General features: G+C 37.3%; 18 protein-coding genes. 5 read left to right on the top strand and 13 right to left on the bottom strand.

Features of this window, described 5'->3' with window-relative positions; translation table 11 throughout:
• The first annotated feature begins 427 nt into the window (after positions 1–427).
• From ACFINY_RS06645 to ACFINY_RS06625, 5 genes are all read left to right on the top strand, one after another.
• Entirely contained in the window at positions 428–1,180 is a 753-nt protein-coding gene (locus tag ACFINY_RS06645) for a transporter substrate-binding domain-containing protein (RefSeq protein WP_375612135.1), read from the top strand.
• Positions 1,181–1,644: 464 nt separating this feature from the next.
• Positions 1,645–2,397 (top strand): transporter substrate-binding domain-containing protein, encoded by a 753-nt coding sequence (locus ACFINY_RS06640; RefSeq protein ID WP_375612134.1) that lies wholly within the window; start codon positions 1,645–1,647, stop codon positions 2,395–2,397.
• A 79-nt stretch (positions 2,398–2,476) separates the two neighbouring features.
• On the top strand, positions 2,477–3,199 hold the full coding sequence (locus ACFINY_RS06635; RefSeq protein WP_375612133.1) for an ABC transporter permease: 723 nt from the start codon (positions 2,477–2,479) through the stop codon (positions 3,197–3,199).
• Positions 3,196–3,903 carry an ABC transporter permease gene (locus tag ACFINY_RS06630; protein ID WP_375612132.1) on the top strand — a complete coding sequence of 236 codons (708 nt, stop codon included), beginning with the start codon at positions 3,196–3,198 and terminating at the stop codon, positions 3,901–3,903. The genes ACFINY_RS06635 and ACFINY_RS06630 overlap by 4 nt, the downstream gene beginning before the upstream one ends.
• Before the next feature lie 79 nt (positions 3,904–3,982).
• Positions 3,983–4,756, top strand: a complete 774-nt coding sequence (locus ACFINY_RS06625; protein ID WP_375612131.1) for an amino acid ABC transporter ATP-binding protein — start codon at positions 3,983–3,985, stop codon at positions 4,754–4,756.
• A 20-nt stretch (positions 4,757–4,776) separates the two neighbouring features.
• On the opposite strand, the gene lpxB is transcribed toward ACFINY_RS06625, so the two are convergent.
• The 13 genes from lpxB to ACFINY_RS06560 all read right to left on the bottom strand — a co-directional run bounded on the left by lpxB (position 4,777) and on the right by ACFINY_RS06560 (position 18,865).
• Entirely contained in the window at positions 4,777–5,973 is a 1,197-nt protein-coding gene (lpxB, locus tag ACFINY_RS06620) for a lipid-A-disaccharide synthase (protein WP_375612130.1), read from the bottom strand.
• Positions 5,966–6,838, bottom strand: a complete 873-nt coding sequence (locus ACFINY_RS06615; protein WP_375612129.1) for an LpxI family protein — start codon at positions 6,836–6,838, stop codon at positions 5,966–5,968. Before ACFINY_RS06615 ends, lpxB begins: the two co-directional genes overlap by 8 nt.
• 2 nt (positions 6,839–6,840) lie before the next feature.
• Positions 6,841–7,665, bottom strand: coding sequence for an acyl-ACP--UDP-N-acetylglucosamine O-acyltransferase (gene lpxA / locus ACFINY_RS06610; protein WP_375609506.1), 825 nt, complete (start codon positions 7,663–7,665; stop codon positions 6,841–6,843).
• Between the two features lie 24 nt (positions 7,666–7,689).
• The gene (gene fabZ, locus ACFINY_RS06605; protein WP_375612128.1) at positions 7,690–8,157 is read right to left on the bottom strand and encodes a 3-hydroxyacyl-ACP dehydratase FabZ; all 468 of its coding nucleotides are present in this window, start codon (positions 8,155–8,157) and stop codon (positions 7,690–7,692) included.
• Position 8,158: 1 nt separating this feature from the next.
• Positions 8,159–9,205, bottom strand: coding sequence for a UDP-3-O-(3-hydroxymyristoyl)glucosamine N-acyltransferase (gene lpxD, locus ACFINY_RS06600; protein WP_375612127.1), 1,047 nt, complete (start codon positions 9,203–9,205; stop codon positions 8,159–8,161).
• Positions 9,206–9,270: 65 nt separating this feature from the next.
• A complete protein-coding gene (gene bamA / locus ACFINY_RS06595; protein ID WP_375612126.1) occupies positions 9,271–11,667 on the bottom strand; it encodes an outer membrane protein assembly factor BamA in 2,397 nt (798 codons plus the stop codon).
• A 202-nt stretch (positions 11,668–11,869) separates the two neighbouring features.
• A complete protein-coding gene (locus tag ACFINY_RS06590) occupies positions 11,870–13,018 on the bottom strand; it encodes an RIP metalloprotease (protein ID WP_375612125.1) in 1,149 nt (382 codons plus the stop codon).
• A 15-nt stretch (positions 13,019–13,033) separates the two neighbouring features.
• Entirely contained in the window at positions 13,034–13,849 is an 816-nt protein-coding gene (locus ACFINY_RS06585) for a phosphatidate cytidylyltransferase (protein ID WP_375612124.1), read from the bottom strand.
• Between the two features lie 731 nt (positions 13,850–14,580).
• On the bottom strand, positions 14,581–15,141 hold the full coding sequence (gene frr, locus ACFINY_RS06580) for a ribosome recycling factor (protein ID WP_273790667.1): 561 nt from the start codon (positions 15,139–15,141) through the stop codon (positions 14,581–14,583).
• A gap of 37 nt (positions 15,142–15,178) precedes the next feature.
• Positions 15,179–15,898 (bottom strand): UMP kinase, encoded by a 720-nt coding sequence (pyrH, locus tag ACFINY_RS06575; protein ID WP_375612123.1) that lies wholly within the window; start codon positions 15,896–15,898, stop codon positions 15,179–15,181.
• 157 nt (positions 15,899–16,055) lie between these two features.
• Complete coding sequence (tsf, locus tag ACFINY_RS06570; protein WP_375612122.1) at positions 16,056–16,979, bottom strand: translation elongation factor Ts; 924 nt, start codon at positions 16,977–16,979, stop codon at positions 16,056–16,058.
• Between the two features lie 102 nt (positions 16,980–17,081).
• Positions 17,082–17,861 carry a 30S ribosomal protein S2 gene (gene rpsB, locus ACFINY_RS06565; protein ID WP_273788135.1) on the bottom strand — a complete coding sequence of 260 codons (780 nt, stop codon included), beginning with the start codon at positions 17,859–17,861 and terminating at the stop codon, positions 17,082–17,084.
• A 167-nt stretch (positions 17,862–18,028) separates the two neighbouring features.
• Entirely contained in the window at positions 18,029–18,865 is an 837-nt protein-coding gene (locus ACFINY_RS06560; protein WP_375612121.1) for a cell envelope integrity EipB family protein, read from the bottom strand.
• Positions 18,866–18,872 lie beyond the last annotated feature (7 nt).

The following is an 18,872-nucleotide window of genomic DNA, read 5'->3' as shown; positions in this document are numbered from 1 at the left end:
AAAAGCCTTATTACATATTAAAATCTAGCAATGTCAGAATTTTTCTTTCTATCTTCTTCAGATAAAATTGCAAAAAGCTTACATTAAGTGCTTCTCTAATTAGAATAAAAACACTTTTACATTTTGTCCTGTTAAAAGCTGAAATTTTCTTTGTATTTAAGTTGATAGTTTTTCTTTTAAAGATAAATTATTGATTTTTAAATAAAATTATTAAAAATCACCCTATAACCAATAAGAGGTGACTTTCTTTCCTATATTTTTTATTCCCATACTTTATAAAAAGAAATTATTTTTTTGATAATGATATTCAGCATAATGATAGCAAAATGAACACAGATAAATTTTTTACATTGCTCCAAAAGAGCTTACAGATTATAAAAATTCATGATGGTTTCATATTTGCCAGCTTATCTAATAGGAGAACATAATGAAATTATTAGCAGGAGCTCTTATAATAAGCGCGACACTGTTTACCCTATCGGCCAATTCTCAAACGCTGAAAATTGCAAGCGATGCTTCTTATCCGCCATTTAGTTATATTGACTCAAATAACAAACTGCAAGGGTTTGATATTGATATATCTTATGCGCTTTGTAAAAAAATGAATGTTGAATGTACTATTGTCACACAAGACTTTGAGGGGATGATTCCCGGTCTTCTTGCCAAAAAATATGATGCTATCGTTTCTTCCCTTTCTCCTACAAAAGAGCGCTTACAAAAAATTGATTTTACAGATCCTTACTACAACACAGCACTCGCTGTTATCGTTACCAAAAATTCGGAAATTAAAGAAATCTCAACACAAGCCTTTAGAGGTAAAAACCTTGGTGTACAATCAAATACAACACAAGCTGCATATGCGGAAGATCATTATGCCTCTGAAGGAGTTAATATCAAACTTTATCCTACAGCAACAGAAGTTAATCGTGATCTTTTAAGCCATCGGCTTGATATCATCATCTTTGATAAATTAAAAGCATTAAATTGGCTTGAAAATGAAGGAAAAGACTGCTGTCTCCTCTTGGGAACTCTAGAAGAAACAAATTTTCCTATTGCAATTGCACTCCGTCAAAATAATAATGATCTTAAAAACAGTTTTAATAAAGCAATAGAAGAAATCCGCGCCGATGGAACCTATGAGAAAATTATGAGAAAATATTTTACTTTCGATATCAATTAGATAGTACTATGAATTAAAACTCAATCTGTATATTTAAGGGGTATCTTTAACTCTTTATTGAACATGCAGGTATAATTGGAAATTCGGCATTTTTATAAGAAAATTTACATTTATCAAAATAACTTTTAATTGCTCCTTGAGATCTAAATATTTTGTAGAATCTAATGACAACAATAAGGTTGTATTTTTACCGTATCAAAATCTAATTTTTTTATGTTCAAATTTAATAGCCTTATTTTCAAGAAAAATCCTCAGTTTTTACTCATGAAATGATTCAAATCAATCATTTCGTGAAAATTAAGCTATCATACAAGCAATAAGATATTTATTCTTTTTTTATCAATAATGCCCAACATAATGATCTAAAATAAACATCAATAAATTTTTGAATTGCTCCCAAAAAGCTTACAGATTATAAAAACATAATGATTTCATATTGCCCGCTTATCCAATAGGAGAACATCATGAAACTATTAGCAGGAGCTCTTATAATAAGCGCCGCACTATTCACCCAATTGGCTGATGCGAAAACATTAAAAATTGCGAGTGAAGGCACCTATCCTCCCTTCAGTTATATTGACTCAAATAATAAATTGCAGGGACTTGATATTGATATATCTTATGCACTTTGTAAAAAAATGAATGTTGAGTGTACTATTGTTACACAAGACTTCGAGGGAATGATCCCTGGACTTATTGCAAAAAAATATGATGCTATCATTGCTTCCCTCTCTCTCACACAAGAGCGTTTACAAAAAATTGACTTTACAGATCCTTACTACGATACAGCACTGGCTGTTATTGTTACCAAAGCTTCGGGAATTAAAGAAATCTCGACAAAAGACTTTAGAGGTAAAAATCTTGGTGTGCAATCAAATACAACACAAGCTTTCTATGCAGAAGATCATTTTGCCTCTGAAGAGGTGAAAATAAAACTCTATCCTTCCACAATAGAAGTGAATCGTGATCTTTTAAATCATCGACTTGATGTGATCATTGTTGATAAATTACAAGCATTAAATTGGCTTAAAAATGAAGGAAAAGATTGTTGTCTCCTCTTGGGAACTCTAGAAGAAACAAGATTTCCTGTTGCAATTGCAGTCCGTCAAAATAATAATGATCTTAAAAATAAGTTCAATGAAGCTATAAAAGAAATCCGTTTGGATGGAACTTATGAAAAGATTATGAGAAAATATTTTACAAGTGATGTTTATTAAATATCAATATGATATTTTAATGAAACCCGTTGGTTATTGCTAAAAAATATTATCTAACTCTTTCATGAGGAATATAAGAATGATTGAAAATTTAGCATTGCTATCATTTAGCAATGGTGGATGGGGAGCAGTTATACTTTCCAGTGCAGGAATGACTTTGTCATTGGCATTATGTTGTGGACTTCTAGGATTTCCTCTAGGGCTTCTCAATGCAGTGATGATTCGATCCAATATTAAGATGGCCAAAGCTATGGCACGCCTCTTTTCAACGATATTTCGTGGGCTACCAGAGCTTTTAACTTTGTTTTTAGTTTACTACGGATTACAAAGCCTTATTCAAAATTTATTTGACTATTTTAGTTTTGAAATCATGTTCAGTATCAATGCTTTTGTTGCTGGTGTTCTTGCCCTTAGTATGGTTCTTGCAGCTTTTTCTTGTGAAGTTTGGCTTGGAGCATTTAATATTTTTGATAAAGGTCAATATGAAGCAGCTAAAGCTTTAGGACTTTCACGGTCAACCACATTTTTTCGTATTGTCTTCCCTCAGCTCATCCGAAATGCCTTGCCAGGACTTTCTAATAATTGGCTTACTTTACTGAAAGATACATCCCTTGTTTCTACCATCGCGCTTGTTGACCTCATGAGACAAACGAATCTAGCTGTCGCTGCTACCAATAAACCCATGCTATTTTATTTTGTAGCATGCTTACTCTATTTGTTATTTTCAGCGGTTTTTACTGCAATCTTACGCCATTTGGAAACATACACTCAAATAGGCTATAAAAAGGTGCTAAGTCAATGATTCCTGAGTGGCTTTATTTTCTTTTTAATCCTGATCTTTTAAGTCATTATGGACCCAAATTTATTAATGGCTTTATTGTTACTGTTGAACTTGTTTCTATTTCTTGTTCTCTAGGCCTTTTTCTTGGTATGATTATCGCTTTTGCACGTCTATCAGAGAATACATTTTTACAATATTTTGCAAATGCTTATGTCTATTTTTTCCGTGGCTCTCCTTTATTAGCTCAACTCTTTCTTTTTTATTATGGGCTTGGTTCAATGAACAGTTTTTGGCAACAAGTGGGGCTATGGTGGTTTTTTCAAAACGCGTGGTATTGTTGTCTTTTTATTTTTACACTCAATTCTGCTGCCTATCAATCTGAGATCTTTAAAGGAAGTTTTCTATCCGTAACAACTGGACAACGCGAAGCATCAAAAGCTTTAGGTTTAAGCAACTCTGTCACATTTTTTAGAGTTATTCTTCCACAAGCAATGATTGTAGCATTACGCCCCTTAGGAAATGAGTTGATTTTAATGATTAAATCCAGTGCTGTTGCCTCACTTATTACTGTTTATGATTTAATGGGGGTTGCTAAACTCGCTTATTCACGGACTTTCGATTTTCAAGTTTACGTTTGGGCTGCTCTTATCTATCTCTTTATCGTTGAACTCATTCATCGTTTTATTGTTTTTATCGAGCAGCGCCTCACTCGATATTTACGGTAAATAAAATGATCATAAAAAACAGTATCAAATCAAAATGTTGAATTAATCAAGTTCTTCATCAATGAAAGAATAAAATAAGATGAATTTGAAAAATAATAAATCGATCTCTCCCAGTAAAAACCCTGTGATCTCTATCCAAAATCTAAATAAATGGTATGGAAACTTTCAGGTCCTACATGATATCAACTTTAATGTTCAAGCTGGTGAACATATCGTTATTTGTGGACCATCCGGATCAGGAAAATCAACGTTAATTCGTTGTATTAATCAATTAGAACAAGCACAAAAAGGTTCAATCTGTATCCATAACGTTGATATCCATACTGCACCTATACAACAGCAAAAAAATGTTCTTCGTAAGATAGGAATGGTCTTTCAGAACTTTAATTTATTTCCCCACATGAGCGTTATACAAAATTGTATTTTAGCACCTATGACCGTTCAAGGGCTTTCCAAACAACAAGCACAAGAACGGGCAATTCGTTACTTAACGCATGTTGGTATTGAAAAACACTGTGAAAAATATCCTTTACAACTTTCTGGTGGGCAACAACAACGTGTTGCGATTGCCCGTGCACTTTGTATGGAACCCGAAGTCATGCTTTTTGATGAACCAACCTCTGCTCTTGATCCAGAAAGTGTGGGAGAAGTTTTGGAAGTGATGGCTCGATTAGCCGATACAGGGATCACAATGCTTTGTGTTACCCATGAAATGGGCTTCGCACGTAAAGTCTCAGAAAGAATACTCTTTCTAGAAAATGGAAAAATTGTTGAAGATGCAGCCTCTGAAGAATTTTTTACCAATCCTAAAAGCCAACGTGCTTGTAATTTTCTTGCTAAAATTAAATATTAATCATTAAAATATTGCTTTATTTATACAATTTTATTCCTGCTTTTTAAAAGAGTGATAATTGTTTGTGCGCCAACAACCCCCGATGGTACTTCAGTTTTCATTTTCTGTTCTACCATCTCAAAGGAATCAAGTTGTGCCTGTCGCAATAAAGGATTAGCCAAAAGTTGTTCTACCTGTCTTGCTAACATGCCAGGACGGATTAATTCATTCAAATATTCCGAAACAATAGGCTTATCAGCAATAATATTTGGAAGAGCAGCACTCCATAACATCATTTTAGGAAAAATAAATAATTTAGAAAAGAAATCAAGTTTATAGCAAAGAACCATAGGAACTTTTGCTAAGGCTAATTCAAGTGAAACAGTTCCATGTGCAGCAAGAGCAACATTTGCTTGTGCAAAAGCACGCCATTTTTCATCTTCACCAACTACAATTTCTATCTTGCTTTTCCAGCCCTGCACAAAGTCCCGGATTCTATCTACCAAATGAGGTAAGGTTGGTAAAATAATACGTAAATGAGGAATACGTTGTACAAGAATCTCTACTGTTTCTCGAAAAATAGGCATTAAGGAACGAATTTCTGAATTGCGTGATCCTGGCAAAATAACTAATGTAGGCGATAATGTTTGTGTATCGATCAAATTTCTTTGTTCTAATTGGCTTTTTTTTTCTGACTGAACTCTCAAAAGGGGAGGATATGTCAAAAGACGATGTCCAACATAAGTCGTGGCAGGGCCTCCCAAATCTTGCATAATCTTTTCTTCAAAAGGAAAAACCGCTAAAACATGATCAACAAATCCACACATAGCTTTTGCACGCTCTGGCCTCCATGCCCAAACAGTCGGTGCAATATATTTAATGATAGGAATAGAAGGCGCTAAAGCACGTACCTTTTTTGCAATACGATGCGTGAAATCAGGACTATCAATAATAATTAAACAATCAGGTTGTTCTTGTGCAATAAATTTGGATAAATTGCGAATATGTAGCAACAACAATGGTAGTTTTTTCAACACCTCCTTTAAACCTATTAAAGCAATATCATGGGAATCAAAAAAGCTTTTTAAGCCTAATGCCTTTAAATGGCTCCCCCCAACACCAATCAAATGAATATTGCATCCTATCTGTTGTGATAAACAAGAAATTAGATCGGCCCCAAGTAAATCACCAGATTCCTCACCTGAAACCACTGCAATCTTTAAGAAACAATTATTCATGACCAAACTTTTCAAATGTCTCTATAAATAAAGAATATTTGTTGGCTTTTTCTATTGTTGTTTTCACTGATAATATTAGACTTCTATTTGCCTCCACCGCAACACCAGATAAACCACTCTTTGCAATATTCATTATTGTCGCGGGCCCAATTGATGGCAAATCAACGCGATTATCCTGTTGTGGTTTTGCGCATTTTACAAGAATGCCACCTTTAAGGGGAATTTGCCCTCTTTCTCGCATTTCACAAATACGCCACAACATATTATCAGTTCCCTCAGCGCCCTCTAGAGCAACCACCCTTCCTTGGACAACGACAACGGCTTGCCCGATATCTAATTGACCTAAAAGCTTTGCTGCTTCTACTGCTAAAAAAATATCTTTTTTCTCTTTTGGAGTAGCGCGCCGTACTGTTAAATTAAATTCTATGGGAGCTAAAAGATCTGGGACTATTTCGTGAGCACCGATAACACAAAAACCGTGTGCTTCAATAACCCGTATAAAAGCTTTTAATAACGCATCGTCTCCCCTCTTCAAAGCTCCGATTAACTTAGGAAGAGCTAAAAATGTTGTCCAGTCCAGTCGCAATTGTTTAAGAAGTGGACGCTTTTTTACACCACCTGCCAAAACAACATTATATACACCAGCCTCTTTTAAAATTTTAACGAGTCGTGCTAACTCTACAATTGATAGCTCGCAATGCTCATAGCGATAAAGAACAGAATCTGCCTCACCATGCAAAAGCACAAGAAAAGGATTTTCTCCATTCTTCTCAAGAGTCTGCGCAACAGTAATCGGTAGAACACCATTTCCTGCTATAATAGCAGTACGGCCGGAAAGAAAACTTCTGGCTCCCCAAATAGGCATTTTTAATCCTTATGTTCTTTTATTCTAACACCTTCAAATTTTGGTGTACAATAAAAACGCTTTCCTTCTTCTTTAATAAAATTAACAACTTCAGAAACAGACTGAGAAGAAGAATAGAAAGAAGCAACATCACTGACACGCTCTTTAAATGGTTTGCTATGATCAAAAAGCATAGCAACCGCATGACGGAGTGCATGAATATCTTGACGCTCAAGTCCTGCACGCTTCATGCCAATAATATTGAGTCCAGCAAGTTTTGCCTGCACACCAACAGCTGTTCCATAAGGTATCAGATCACCAACCAGTGCAGATACGCCGCCGATAAATGCATGATGTCCAACACGAACAAATTGATGAACAGCAGCACCACCACCAATAATCACATAATCACCAATAGTAACATGACCAGCAATCATTGCGTTATTGGCAAATGTTACATGATTGCCTACATAACAATCGTGAGCGATATGCGCATAACAAAAAAATTGGCAATTATCACCAACAACTGTCATTCCTACACTCGAATCGGAACCCCTATGCATTGTTACACCTTCACGAATCGTACAATTCTTACCAATAAAAAGAGTTGTAGCCCCTCCTTTATGTTTATTATTTTGCGGATCTGCCCCCAAAACGGCATGAGAAAATACTTTACTCTTGGCTCCTAACGTTGTCTTTCCCATTATTACAACATGACTTGTCAAACTACATTCATCACCAATAACAGCCTCTGAACTAATATGGCAAAATGGTCCAACGCGTACATTCTCACCAAGCTGCGCTCCCTTCTCCACAAGAGCAGTTGGATGGATTTTCGTACCGGACATTTTTTAATTCCCATCAAATATCGTTTATGCTTCTTCGACAATCATCGCAGCAATTTCTGCTTCAGCGACGCGAACATCTTCTACTTTTGCAACACATGAAAAACGTCTCATACCAGATCTTTTTTTCAAAAGCTGAACATGGATTTTTAGCTGATCACCAGGCATAACCGGCTTACGAAATTTCGCATTATCAACCGTCATAAGGTAAACTAAATTTGTTTGCTTATTGCCTAAATTTAAAAGTGCTATTGCTCCTGCCGTTTGTGCCATAGCTTCTAAAATCAAAACTCCAGGCATAACAGGCTTTGAGGGAAAATGTCCCATAAAATGTGGCTCGTTAATCGTTATATTTTTAATACCAATCGCTTCTTGTTCACCATCAATATCAACGATACGATCAATTAATAAAAATGGATAACGGTGCGGTAATATTGATAATAGTTTTTCAATATCGACAGCCTCTAAGTTTTTAGTTTTTTCACTGCTGATCATATCAGCGTTTCTCCTTTTTAACTTTTCCCATACTGCGCAATGCCGCTACTTCACGAAACCATTGTTTAAATGGTCGCGCTGGACTACCTCCCCATTTTTCGCCATCCGGAATGTCATTCATAACACCACTACGAGCAGCAATCTGAACAGATTTACCTATTATGATGTGATCCGCTACTCCCACACTTCCGCCAAGCTGAGACATATCCCCTATAGATGTACTTCCCGCAATGCCACATTGAGCGGCAATAAGACAATAGCGTCCAATTTTGACATTGTGGGCAATTTGTACAAGATTATCAATCTTGCTTCCTTCACCAATAACAGTATCTTGAAATGTTCCACGATCAATTGTCGTGTTCGCACCAACTTCTACACCATCCTCAATAATAACGCGACCAAGCTGTGGAATTTTCTCGATTCCAGAAACGCCCCCAACATAACCAAAACCATCTTGCCCAATGCAAACACCAGGATAAAGCTGAACCTTATCACCTATTATAGAACACTGAACTGTTACCTTAGGAGCAATATAGCAGTCACATCCAATACGGCAATTTTCACCGATAACAGCTGTGGATGAAATAAGAGTTCCTGCACCAATCTCAACATTTTTACCAATAACAGCTCCCGCTTCAATACACACATCATGTGCCAACTTAGCCGTTGGATGAATATGCGCATGCGATGAAATCCCCTTCTGCCCCAACCAAGGCATTGGCTTGACAGAATCTGGAAACAAAATACGACCAATCTGAGCAAAGTCACGCTGTGGTGTGGATGTCACCAAAATTGCCATAGTTTCGGGAACTTTAAAAACAATCTCATTCGTACACAAAACAGCAACAGCAGAACTGTCCAGTAAAGCATCAGAAAACTTCCGATGCTCTACAAAAACAAGCGAACCTTCCACAGCACTCTCAAGTGAAGAAAGAGTATTGATAACTTTATGAGAAAACTCTGGATTAAGAAGCTTTGCACCCGTCAACTCAGCAGCATTTGCAACTGTCAATCGTCGGGACGGCGTAAAAAAAAATGTATCCGCCATCAAAACACTTTCTCTCCCAGCTTAAGCTATTCTCTTCAAGTTTTTCCTTCTTAAAATCGCTCAAATCAGAACTTCGTAGAAATACCAAAGTTCAATTGTTGCACACGATCACCTTCCTGTTTCGTTATTGGCCAAGCATAATCAAAACGCAAAGGACCAAACGGAGAATCCCACATCAAACTCACACCTGCAGATGAACGCCAAGCACTTTTGGTATTGGTAACAGACGGTTCACCCTTAAAAACGGCTTTATAATTATTGCCATAAAGCGTGGCAATATCCGCAAATAAAGCACCGCGCAACCCAAATCCCTCAGGCACGACAGGGATAGGGAACTGTACTTCAGCAGTCGCATTCATATATGTCGTTCCCCCCAAGAAATAAACCTCACCCTTACTGGAAACCTGACGCGGACCTATTCCATTATATTTGAACCCTCGAATCATATCAGAATTTACTTTAAACATATCGAAAATACGAACACCATCTCGGCCCATTCCGTGGATATAACCACCCCCAAAGGAAAGCAAACCAACGATATCCTTCTGGTCAGAAAGAGTCTTGTACATCATCGCCTTACCCGTGGTCTTCAAGAACTTTGCACTCCCACCAAGCCCTGCATATTCCTGAAGCAGATGCACGTACCACCCATCATGGGGGGATCTCATATCATCAATCGTATTATAGGTGAAACCATAACTAATTGATGAACGTTTCCAAGGGCTGTGTTTTGCAGCTTGAACAATCGCACCAGAATATTTCCCATATAATTCTATTATGTCACTCTCTTTGTCAAAATCATACTCTCCGCCAAAATCATATTCTTCCTGCACATAAGAATAAGCTACATTAGCAGATAATTGATTATTAATAGGTAACGAAAACCGCAGCGATCCACCTGTCTGCCGTACATCATAGGCTTTATCAGCACGATAAGTACTACGAAAAACATCAACACCAGCAGATAAACGATACCCTAAGAAATAAGGATCAACAAATGATAAATTATAATTACGAGATTTTTCTTGCCCCGCACCTAATCCTAAACGAACATATTGACCACGTCCCCCAAGATTACGTTCAGTAACAGAAACTTCAAGTGACATACCAGGACTTGTTCCCCCTGTTGTATACCCTCCAGAAAGAGAGAGATCTCCTGTTGAAGCTTCAACGACATCTATTACCAAAACAACTTGGTCAGATTGATCTGTAGGAACCATTGAAATATTAACGGCTTTGAAGAAACCTAAACTTTCTAGACGACGTTTTGCCCGCTGTAATAAAGTTTGATTGTAAGCATCTCCTTCGTTTAAATCAATCTCACGGCGAATGACGTAATCACGCGTTTTCTCATTGCCACGTATATCAATACGTTGAATATAAGCACGTGTACCCCGTTCAATATTATATAAAATTGAAATTGTATGATTTGCTAAATTACGATTTCCCCGCGGTTCAACTTTAGCAAAAGCATATCCCGAATCAGCAACTTTGTTATTAATAGTTGCAACAGACTGTTCAATATCTTCTGCACTATAAACATTACCTGGCTGGGTTTTAAGCATCCTTTTCACAGATTGAACGTCAATTCCATCAACATCACTTTCAACCTGAATATCGCTAATTTTATAGAGCGCACCCTCATCAAGAACGAAAGAAATTTTATACGTATTGCTTGCTGCATCAAAAGTTGCTTTAGAAGAGACTACACGAAAATCCGCATAACCACGGTTATAATAAAAGCGACGTAAAGCTTCTTCATCAACAGCGAGGCGCTCTTCACTGTAAACATCACCTCCCAACAACTTCGAAAAAATTCCTGAAGTTTTTGTTGAAATCACATCACGCAAACGACGACTTCCAAAGACATTATTTCCCTTAAAAGTGATATCACCAATCTTTGTTTTTTTCCCTTCAACGACATTAAATACCACATTAACCCGCCCTTTTCCAAGGTTAATCGTTTGAACGTTAACAGTGATATTATTACGACCAAGAGTTTTATAAGCCTCACGAATTGTATTTATATCAGCAGAAAGCTTAGCAGAATTAAAAGGCTCATTCGGTTTTAAAGAAATAAACCGCTTAAGATCTGGGTCTTTAAAAGATTTATTTCCTTGAAACAATATTTGATTGACAACCTCATATTCTTTTACGAATACAACCAATTTATCACCCACCGGATTTATTTTAACATCATAAAATAAACCCAATTCGAAAAGATTCTTCACAGCACTATCAACATCACCACTGGAAACACCTTGCCCAACCTTAATCCCCATATTGTCTCGAATCGCCTGAGAACTTACAAACTTATTCCCACGAACCTCAATAGAGCGGACTACAGACGCTTGTATTTCTCCGACCGCAGCAATTGACATAAAAACCGTTGCTGGGGCAATCATCCCCATCTTTAACACCAATACAGATGCTGCATTTAAAAACTTTGAATTCGTAGTCATTGGCTTTTTTACCTTACTCTCGTTCCTTGGACATGATGCCTTAAAAGCTAACTGCCATAACAACCTTTTTACAGCGAGACTTTTCATTCCTTAATTACTCATTATAATGTACAACGCCACAACATTTTGTAGACATGGTAAACAACCTTCAATTTGTTTTTGCTATTATTACTTAATTTATAAAGCGTTTTCCATAATTTAATTAGCTAAACCAACAAAAATAATCATTAAAAAAGACAAAGATCATAAAAAGGAGAAGAATGAAAAAACCTAAACGAAAAACGATTCCCTGAATTTTAGCAGATATTTTCCTCCCAGTAATGACCTCAATGACATGCAATAAAAGATGCCCACCGTCAAGCGGTAGAATCGGAAAAAGGTTAATAAGCCCAACACTTATTGAAAGAAAAGCTGCCAAATTCAACAAAGAGATAAAACCTGTCTCGCTCACTTTCCAAGCAATTTTAACGGTTTTAGAAGGTCCACTTAGCCGACAACGATCCTCTTTGCCTCCTATTAAACGACTCATAAAAAGAACGGTTTGAGTGGCGATAAACACAGTACGGTCTGACGCTTTTCTTACAGCTGTTACAAAACCATAGCGAATATGTTTTATATAAGTTGGATCTAAACGTGCAGGATTATTTAAATCAACAGGAACACCTACACCTATCATAGCACTTCGTGTTCGATTACCAAATCCATCATCTCGCTCAACGACTTTCGGGGTAATCATCGTTGTAAAGACTCGCCCCATGCGTTCTATTTTAAACTCTATGGGTTCTCTTCCGTGAAAAGCTACATAATTCATCAAATCTTCAAAGCTTTCAACCCGTCGTCCATCCATTTCAACAAAACGATCACCTAATTCCAAACCGGATTGAAGAGCAGGGCTATCTTTTACCAAAGAACCAACAACGGGCTCAATGGCTACACGACCATAGATAAAGAAAAAAAATGTTAGAATAACAACAGTAAAAAGGGCATTAAAGAAAGGACCGGCAAAAACAGTTGCTGCTTTTTTCCAAGCATGCGCACTAACAAATGAACCATCAACAATCAGAGATGATTGGGATGATTCCGTATCGATTTTTTCCTCATCCCCAACAAATTTTACATAACCTCCTAAGGGGATAAGTGCTAAACGCCACTTCGTGCCATGCTTATCTGTATAACTCGCTATTTCTGGTCCAAATCCAAGCGAAAAAATTAACGCCTTAATACCACACCACCGACCAATGAGATAGTGCCCAAATTCGTGCACAAAAATGATAATCATAATGATGAAAAGAATACTCAAACTTCTTAAAAGAAAATCACCGATAGTGACGATATGATTTAAAAGTTCCAAACTATCTTCTCCCAATTAGATCATACTAAAAAGATTAAAAGGCGCATCCATATCAGACATAAATGAACCAATTAAATAAAGAAGAAAAGCTGCCCCTACCAATCCATCTATACGATCCATAAAACCACCATGTCCAGGCAATAAAGAACTAGAATCTTTAACAGAAAACCGTCTTTTGAGCCATGATTGCCCTAAATCACTCAATTGTGAAACAATTGACAAAACAAGTGTAAGGAGTGGCACAAAAAAACTGGCTAAATTTATATCAAAAAATCCAAAAGCGACCCATATACCACCGAAAACTCCGACAAATGTACCACCAAGTGCTCCTGACCATGTTTTATTAGGAGAAAATTGTGGTGCTAATTTAGGCCCCCCTAATGCACGTCCGATAAAATAGCCACCAATATCTGTTCCCCACACTATCGTAAATAAGAAAATAACAACTTGGAACCCCAACATTTCATGATCCCGTAGAAAGCATAAAGCAACAACAGGAAAAGATGCATATAAAAAACCAGAAAAAACCCAACCACTCTTTTTTATAGATATAATAGCTAACACTGTAGCTAAAATGATTAAAACACAAAAAATCAATGAAGCAGATACACTCAATACTAAAAAAAAGCCAAAAATTAAATAAAAGATACTTGCTAATATTTTTTGTAAAATACACCATTTCTCTTTAGTAATACTCATCCACTCATAAAGAACAAAACCGCCAATACACCATACAAATAAAAAAAAGAAGTTTCCTCCCAACCATGTTAGATACAACGCAATAATGCCAAAAACAAAAGCTGTCAGAATACGATAAACCAAATTAGACAAAACAACATCCAAACAATAAAAATAGAAAATACAAGCTCTAAAATTAACGCAAGAAAAACTCCCCTACGCAGTATTTTTATCTCATACCTGTATAATTTCTCTTATAATTTATCATAAATAATTCAGTCTACTAAGATAGCGCTTATGAGACTAATAATCAATGAAAACAGCTTCAAAAATCTTCGTCAAAATTATAAAATATTTTTTAATATTTTCTCAAATATAAAATGAAAAAGCAGTTACCTCTGCCCCACACAAATTAACTAATATAGGTTTCGTATAAAAACACTTTTCTATCAACTATTCGTCATTAAAAAACGAATTACGCCACATAACATCTGCTTGATCGATTATACTTACCATGTTTTATAATGAGAAATAAGAGAACGGTTAGGCTTGTTTTTTTGCATTATATTCTTTCCCCAACCTTCATCTTAGAATATTTGAATAATTTCTAACAATGCTTTCATTATGCATTTTAACAAAGACGTGCTCAACTAAAAAACCGCACCATGCTGTTAAATAGTATCTCCCAGCAAAGGGCATGATTTACCACGCAGACTAAAAAATAAAAACATCTGCCCTTTCAAATCAGTCTCTCCCATATCAAAATGATAGAATACCTTCCTGCATCACACCTTGCTACCACAGAGCACACCACTCCCTACAATTTCCCTAGAAACAATTTACAGGCTGGGAGTAAACATCCTTTTTCTAGTGACAAAATCGTCTTAAACGTGCATAATTTCAGATTCTTTTACGGCTAAAATTTTATCAATATCAGCAATAGTTTCATCTGTGAGTTTTTGAACTTTTTCAGACAAACTATGGGCTTCATCTTGTCCAATTTCACCATCTTTTTCTAACTTTTTCAAATTGTCCAGACCATCCCGACGAACATGACGTGTAGCAACACGCGCTTGCTCTGCATAGTGATGCGCAATTTTTACAAGTTCTTTACGGCGCTCTTCATTCAACTCAGGCAAAGGAATACGTAGATTCGTACCATCAGTTATGGGATTTAAACCAAGACCAGAATCGCGAATAGCGCGCTCTACAGCTCCGACCATCGTTTTATCCCATACAGAAACAGAAAGCATCCGAGGTTCAGGAACAGAAATATTAGCAACCTGATTTATATGCACAACAGAACCATAAGATTCAACGGTCAACGGCTCTAATAAGCTGGCCGATGCACGTCCAGTCCGTAAACCACCTAATTCATGTTTAAAAGCCGTAATGGCACCATCCATGCGACGTTTCAGATCATCCATAATCGATGTAACATTCATATTTCTGTCTCCTTCAATTGTCCTTTGAAGCTTACCCTTATTCCGATACTATTGTAAAGCGTCCTGTTCCATTCAAGACCTTAGCCAAACCGCCTTTTTCATGAATGGAGTACACAATAATCGGTACATTGTTCTCACGTGCTAAAGTGACCGCCGTTGAATCCATAACAGATAATCCCCATTGCAAAACTTCAACATGTGTTAATTGGTCAAAACGCTTAGCCGTAGGGTCTATTTTTGGATCTGCTGAATAAATACCATCAACTTGTGTTCCTTTAAGAAGGACATCTGCACCAATTTCTGCTGCACGTAAAGTAGCAGCAGAATCAGTGGTAAAAAATGGATTTCCTGTACCACCTGCAAAAATAACAACTTTTCCCTGATTCATATAAGCTATTGCTTTACGTTGCGAGAAACTTTCACAAATTTGTGGCATAGCAATCGCAGAGAGTACAACAGTTTCAACCCCTATTTTTGTCAAAGATGTTCGCAATGCTAAAGAGTTAATAGCAGTTGCAAGCATTCCCATATGATCACCTGTCACTCGGTCCCCACCATGCGAAGCAACAGCAACGCCACGAAAAATATTTCCCCCACCGATAACAACCGCAACTTCTATCCCCATTGTGCGCACTTCTGCAATATCAGCGGCAATACGGTCTACAACAGAAACATCAATGCCAAAATTCTGCCCTCCCATAAGAGCTTCACCAGAAGCCTTTAAAAGAATACGTTTATACGGAAGTGCTAATGCCATTAATAATCTCCCCAAAAGCCTATTTACTTTTTGCTTTTGACATCACGAAGGGCACCACTTTTTTCACGTGACGCCCTCTCAACAATTACATTGTTCCCCTCAGAGATTCTACAACCAACGATATGACTTTAAATCTCTGTTCAAGAGTTTGCAATAACTAGCCTTTTACAGCAGCAGCAACCTCTGCAGCAAAATCAGACTCCTCTTTTTCCACACCTTCACCTAATGCAAAACGAATAAAGCCTGTAATTTTTGCTGGAGCACCAATTGATTTCTCAGCATCCTTTAAAGCGGCCTCAACAGTTATATCAGGATTCATAACAAAAGCTTGAGAAAGCAAAACAACCTCTTCAAAAAACTTACGCATACGTCCTTCTACCATTTTTTCAATGATATTTTCAGGTTTTCCAGACTGACGTGCTTGATCTGAAAAAATTTCTTTTTCTCGCTCAACAGCAGCAGCATCAACATCTTGTGCTGTAAGTGCTAATGGATTGGTTGCCGCAATATGCATCGCGACCTGCCGACCAAAAGCAAGAGCAGCCTCTTTATTTCCTGTTGTTTCAATCGCAACCAAAACACCAAGTTTTCCAAGCCCATCAGCCACACTATTGTGTATATAAGTCGCAACAACACCATTCTCAACAGACAATTTAGCGGAACGACGAAATGTCATATTTTCGCCAATTGTACCAATTGCATCTTTAATCGTAAGCTCTACAGTCTTCTCAGAACCTGGATAAAGAGAAACAGAAACAGATTCAACATCCCCTAGCGTATCTAAGGCAGCAGTTGCTACTTTACGCACGATGTCTTGGAATCCATCATTGCGCGCAACAAAATCTGTTTCAGAATTAATCTCAACCAAAACTGCATGTGAATCTTTTGATACGACTCCGATTAATCCCTCAGCTGCTGTACGACCAGCCTTTTTATCTGCTTTAGCTATTCCTTTTTTACGAAGCCAATCAACAGCAGCTTCCATATCACCATTGGTCTCTGCTAGGGCGGCTTTACAGTCCATCATACCAGCGCCAGATAGTTCTCGAAGTTCTTTTACTTGTGCAGCAGTAATGCTCATATTTGCCTCTTTATTTTATAACAGTGAAAGCGTGCAAAATCCCTCTGCACGCCTATAACTTCTTCTTTAGACAATAAAAGTACCTTAATTAGGCATTTTATATTATTCAGAAACTTCTGAAACTGCATTTTCTTCCAAAATAGGCTCCACAGGTGCATCAACTTGAGCTCCTAAATCGATACCCATTGCTCCTTGCTGGCGTGCAATACCATCAAGAGCAGCACGGGCAAAAAGATCGCAATAAAGAGAAATTGCACGTGAAGCATCGTCATTACCTGGTATTGGATGTGTTACGTCATCGGGATCACAATTGGTATCAATAATAGCAATCACTGGAATACCTAAACGCTTTGCTTCTTGGAGTGCAATATTTTCTTTATTCGTATCGATAACAAAGATAAGATCTGGAACAGAACCCATATCTTTAATACCACCAAGCGCACGATTAAGCTTTTCACGATCACGTTCAAGATTTAAACGTTCCTTTTTAGTAAAGCCTTGCGCTTCAGCAGCAAGAATTTTGTCAAGCTTCCGCAAACGATGGATCGAATTGGAAATCGTTTTCCAGTTTGTGAGCATGCCGCCAAGCCAACGTGCATTAACGTAATACTGAGCGGAACGATTCGCCGCATCTGCGATAATGTCAGATGCTTGCCGTTTCGTACCAACAAAGAGAATACGACCACCACGCGCTACAGTATCTGAAACAAGTTTAAGTGCTTGGTGTAAAAGTGGAACGGTCTGAGCAAGGTCAATAATATGGATATTATTACGCTGGCCATAAATATAGGGAGTCATTTTGGGATTCCAGCGATGAGTCTGGTGACCAAAATGCACACCGGCTTCTAAAAGCTGGTGCATAGTAAAATCGGGTAGTGCCATAAATCTTATCCTTTCCGGTTCAACCTCCGCGGAAAAAGCAGGAAGACCTGCTACCGGCGGATGCTTGCTAGAAGTTTCTCACAGATCATTTGCAAACACCCAGACTCCGCGTGTGGAATAGCGCAAACATACTAATATTTGATTCTTTTTCAAGTTATTTTCTTTAATCATTTAATATTTGCATTTTCGCATTGATTAAGATCTTTTCCAAGTTCCAAGAATTCGAGACTGTTCAATTTTGCACGCACTGAAAAAGTTCCATAATCTATATGAAGATCACGCATGACACCATTCTCATGTAAGAGAAAACTGCTACGATAAACCGGCAAACCATCTTTATTTTCTCCATCATCAAAATAAGAAATTGTAACAGGCCAATATTCTTCTTCATCCAATTTTCTTACTTTTTCCGTTTCGCTATCAGATAAAAGCGTCTTCTTTTCCCCTATGACGATACTTTCTTTTATAACTTTATCTGCTTTATTTGTCCCATCAAATACAGTAACATTGTAAAAATGATCTCCTGCTTTTGCATGGCGGATAATATTTTTTAGTTGCATCATTGGAAATTCAGCCATTGCAAGCTTATACTCTTTTTCCTTTGGCTTTTTTAAGGTAACTGTGATACCATCTTGCGTACGCTCCGCAACCCCCTCGGCACGATGCACAACCTCTTCTCCCTCTTGATCTGTAATATTAAAACGAAATGTACGGCTGTCTCCTGTTTCATAACTCGTCGTCTGTTGATCCGTCAAACGTACTGGCATATCTTCAATGTGAACACGGCTAATGAAACGAAAACGTGTGCTATAGCCTTGGCATGCCGAACCAGTAAGCTCGTAAACCATTCGTCCTGACATCGCAGAAATTGTCATTTCATGAGAAACACTATCGAGATGAAAATCATAAATTGCTCGATGAGGCACAATAAAAATGCGCTCTTCAGCTCTCGCAGTACATAAAAAAACAATATATAAAATTATTATAAATAATGATCTAATCATTCCCAAC

Source organism: Bartonella sp. AA23NXGY (genome assembly GCF_042197165.1).
In the GTDB taxonomy this organism is placed as follows: Bacteria; Pseudomonadota; Alphaproteobacteria; order Rhizobiales; family Rhizobiaceae; genus Bartonella.
The sequence above is the reverse complement of the archived record's forward strand: the minus strand, read 5'-3'. Positions and strand labels throughout refer to the sequence as shown.

Coding starts and splice junctions, on each gene's coding strand:
- ACFINY_RS06645 (WP_375612135.1), top strand. CDS start 428: ATGAAATTATTAGCAGGAGCTCTTATAATAAGCGCGACACTGTTTACC.
- ACFINY_RS06640 (WP_375612134.1), top strand. CDS start 1,645: ATGAAACTATTAGCAGGAGCTCTTATAATAAGCGCCGCACTATTCACC.
- ACFINY_RS06635 (WP_375612133.1), top strand. CDS start 2,477: ATGATTGAAAATTTAGCATTGCTATCATTTAGCAATGGTGGATGGGGA.
- ACFINY_RS06630 (WP_375612132.1), top strand. CDS start 3,196: ATGATTCCTGAGTGGCTTTATTTTCTTTTTAATCCTGATCTTTTAAGT.
- ACFINY_RS06625 (WP_375612131.1), top strand. CDS start 3,983: ATGAATTTGAAAAATAATAAATCGATCTCTCCCAGTAAAAACCCTGTG.
- lpxB (WP_375612130.1), bottom strand. CDS start 5,973: ATGAATAATTGTTTCTTAAAGATTGCAGTGGTTTCAGGTGAGGAATCT.
- ACFINY_RS06615 (WP_375612129.1), bottom strand. CDS start 6,838: ATGCCTATTTGGGGAGCCAGAAGTTTTCTTTCCGGCCGTACTGCTATT.
- lpxA (WP_375609506.1), bottom strand. CDS start 7,665: ATGTCCGGTACGAAAATCCATCCAACTGCTCTTGTGGAGAAGGGAGCG.
- fabZ (WP_375612128.1), bottom strand. CDS start 8,157: ATGATCAGCAGTGAAAAAACTAAAAACTTAGAGGCTGTCGATATTGAA.
- lpxD (WP_375612127.1), bottom strand. CDS start 9,205: ATGGCGGATACATTTTTTTTTACGCCGTCCCGACGATTGACAGTTGCA.
- bamA (WP_375612126.1), bottom strand. CDS start 11,667: ATGACTACGAATTCAAAGTTTTTAAATGCAGCATCTGTATTGGTGTTA.
- frr (WP_273790667.1), bottom strand. CDS start 15,141: ATGAATGTTACATCGATTATGGATGATCTGAAACGTCGCATGGATGGT.
- pyrH (WP_375612123.1), bottom strand. CDS start 15,898: ATGGCATTAGCACTTCCGTATAAACGTATTCTTTTAAAGGCTTCTGGT.
- tsf (WP_375612122.1), bottom strand. CDS start 16,979: ATGAGCATTACTGCTGCACAAGTAAAAGAACTTCGAGAACTATCTGGC.
- rpsB (WP_273788135.1), bottom strand. CDS start 17,861: ATGGCACTACCCGATTTTACTATGCACCAGCTTTTAGAAGCCGGTGTG.
- ACFINY_RS06560 (WP_375612121.1), bottom strand. CDS start 18,865: ATGATTAGATCATTATTTATAATAATTTTATATATTGTTTTTTTATGT.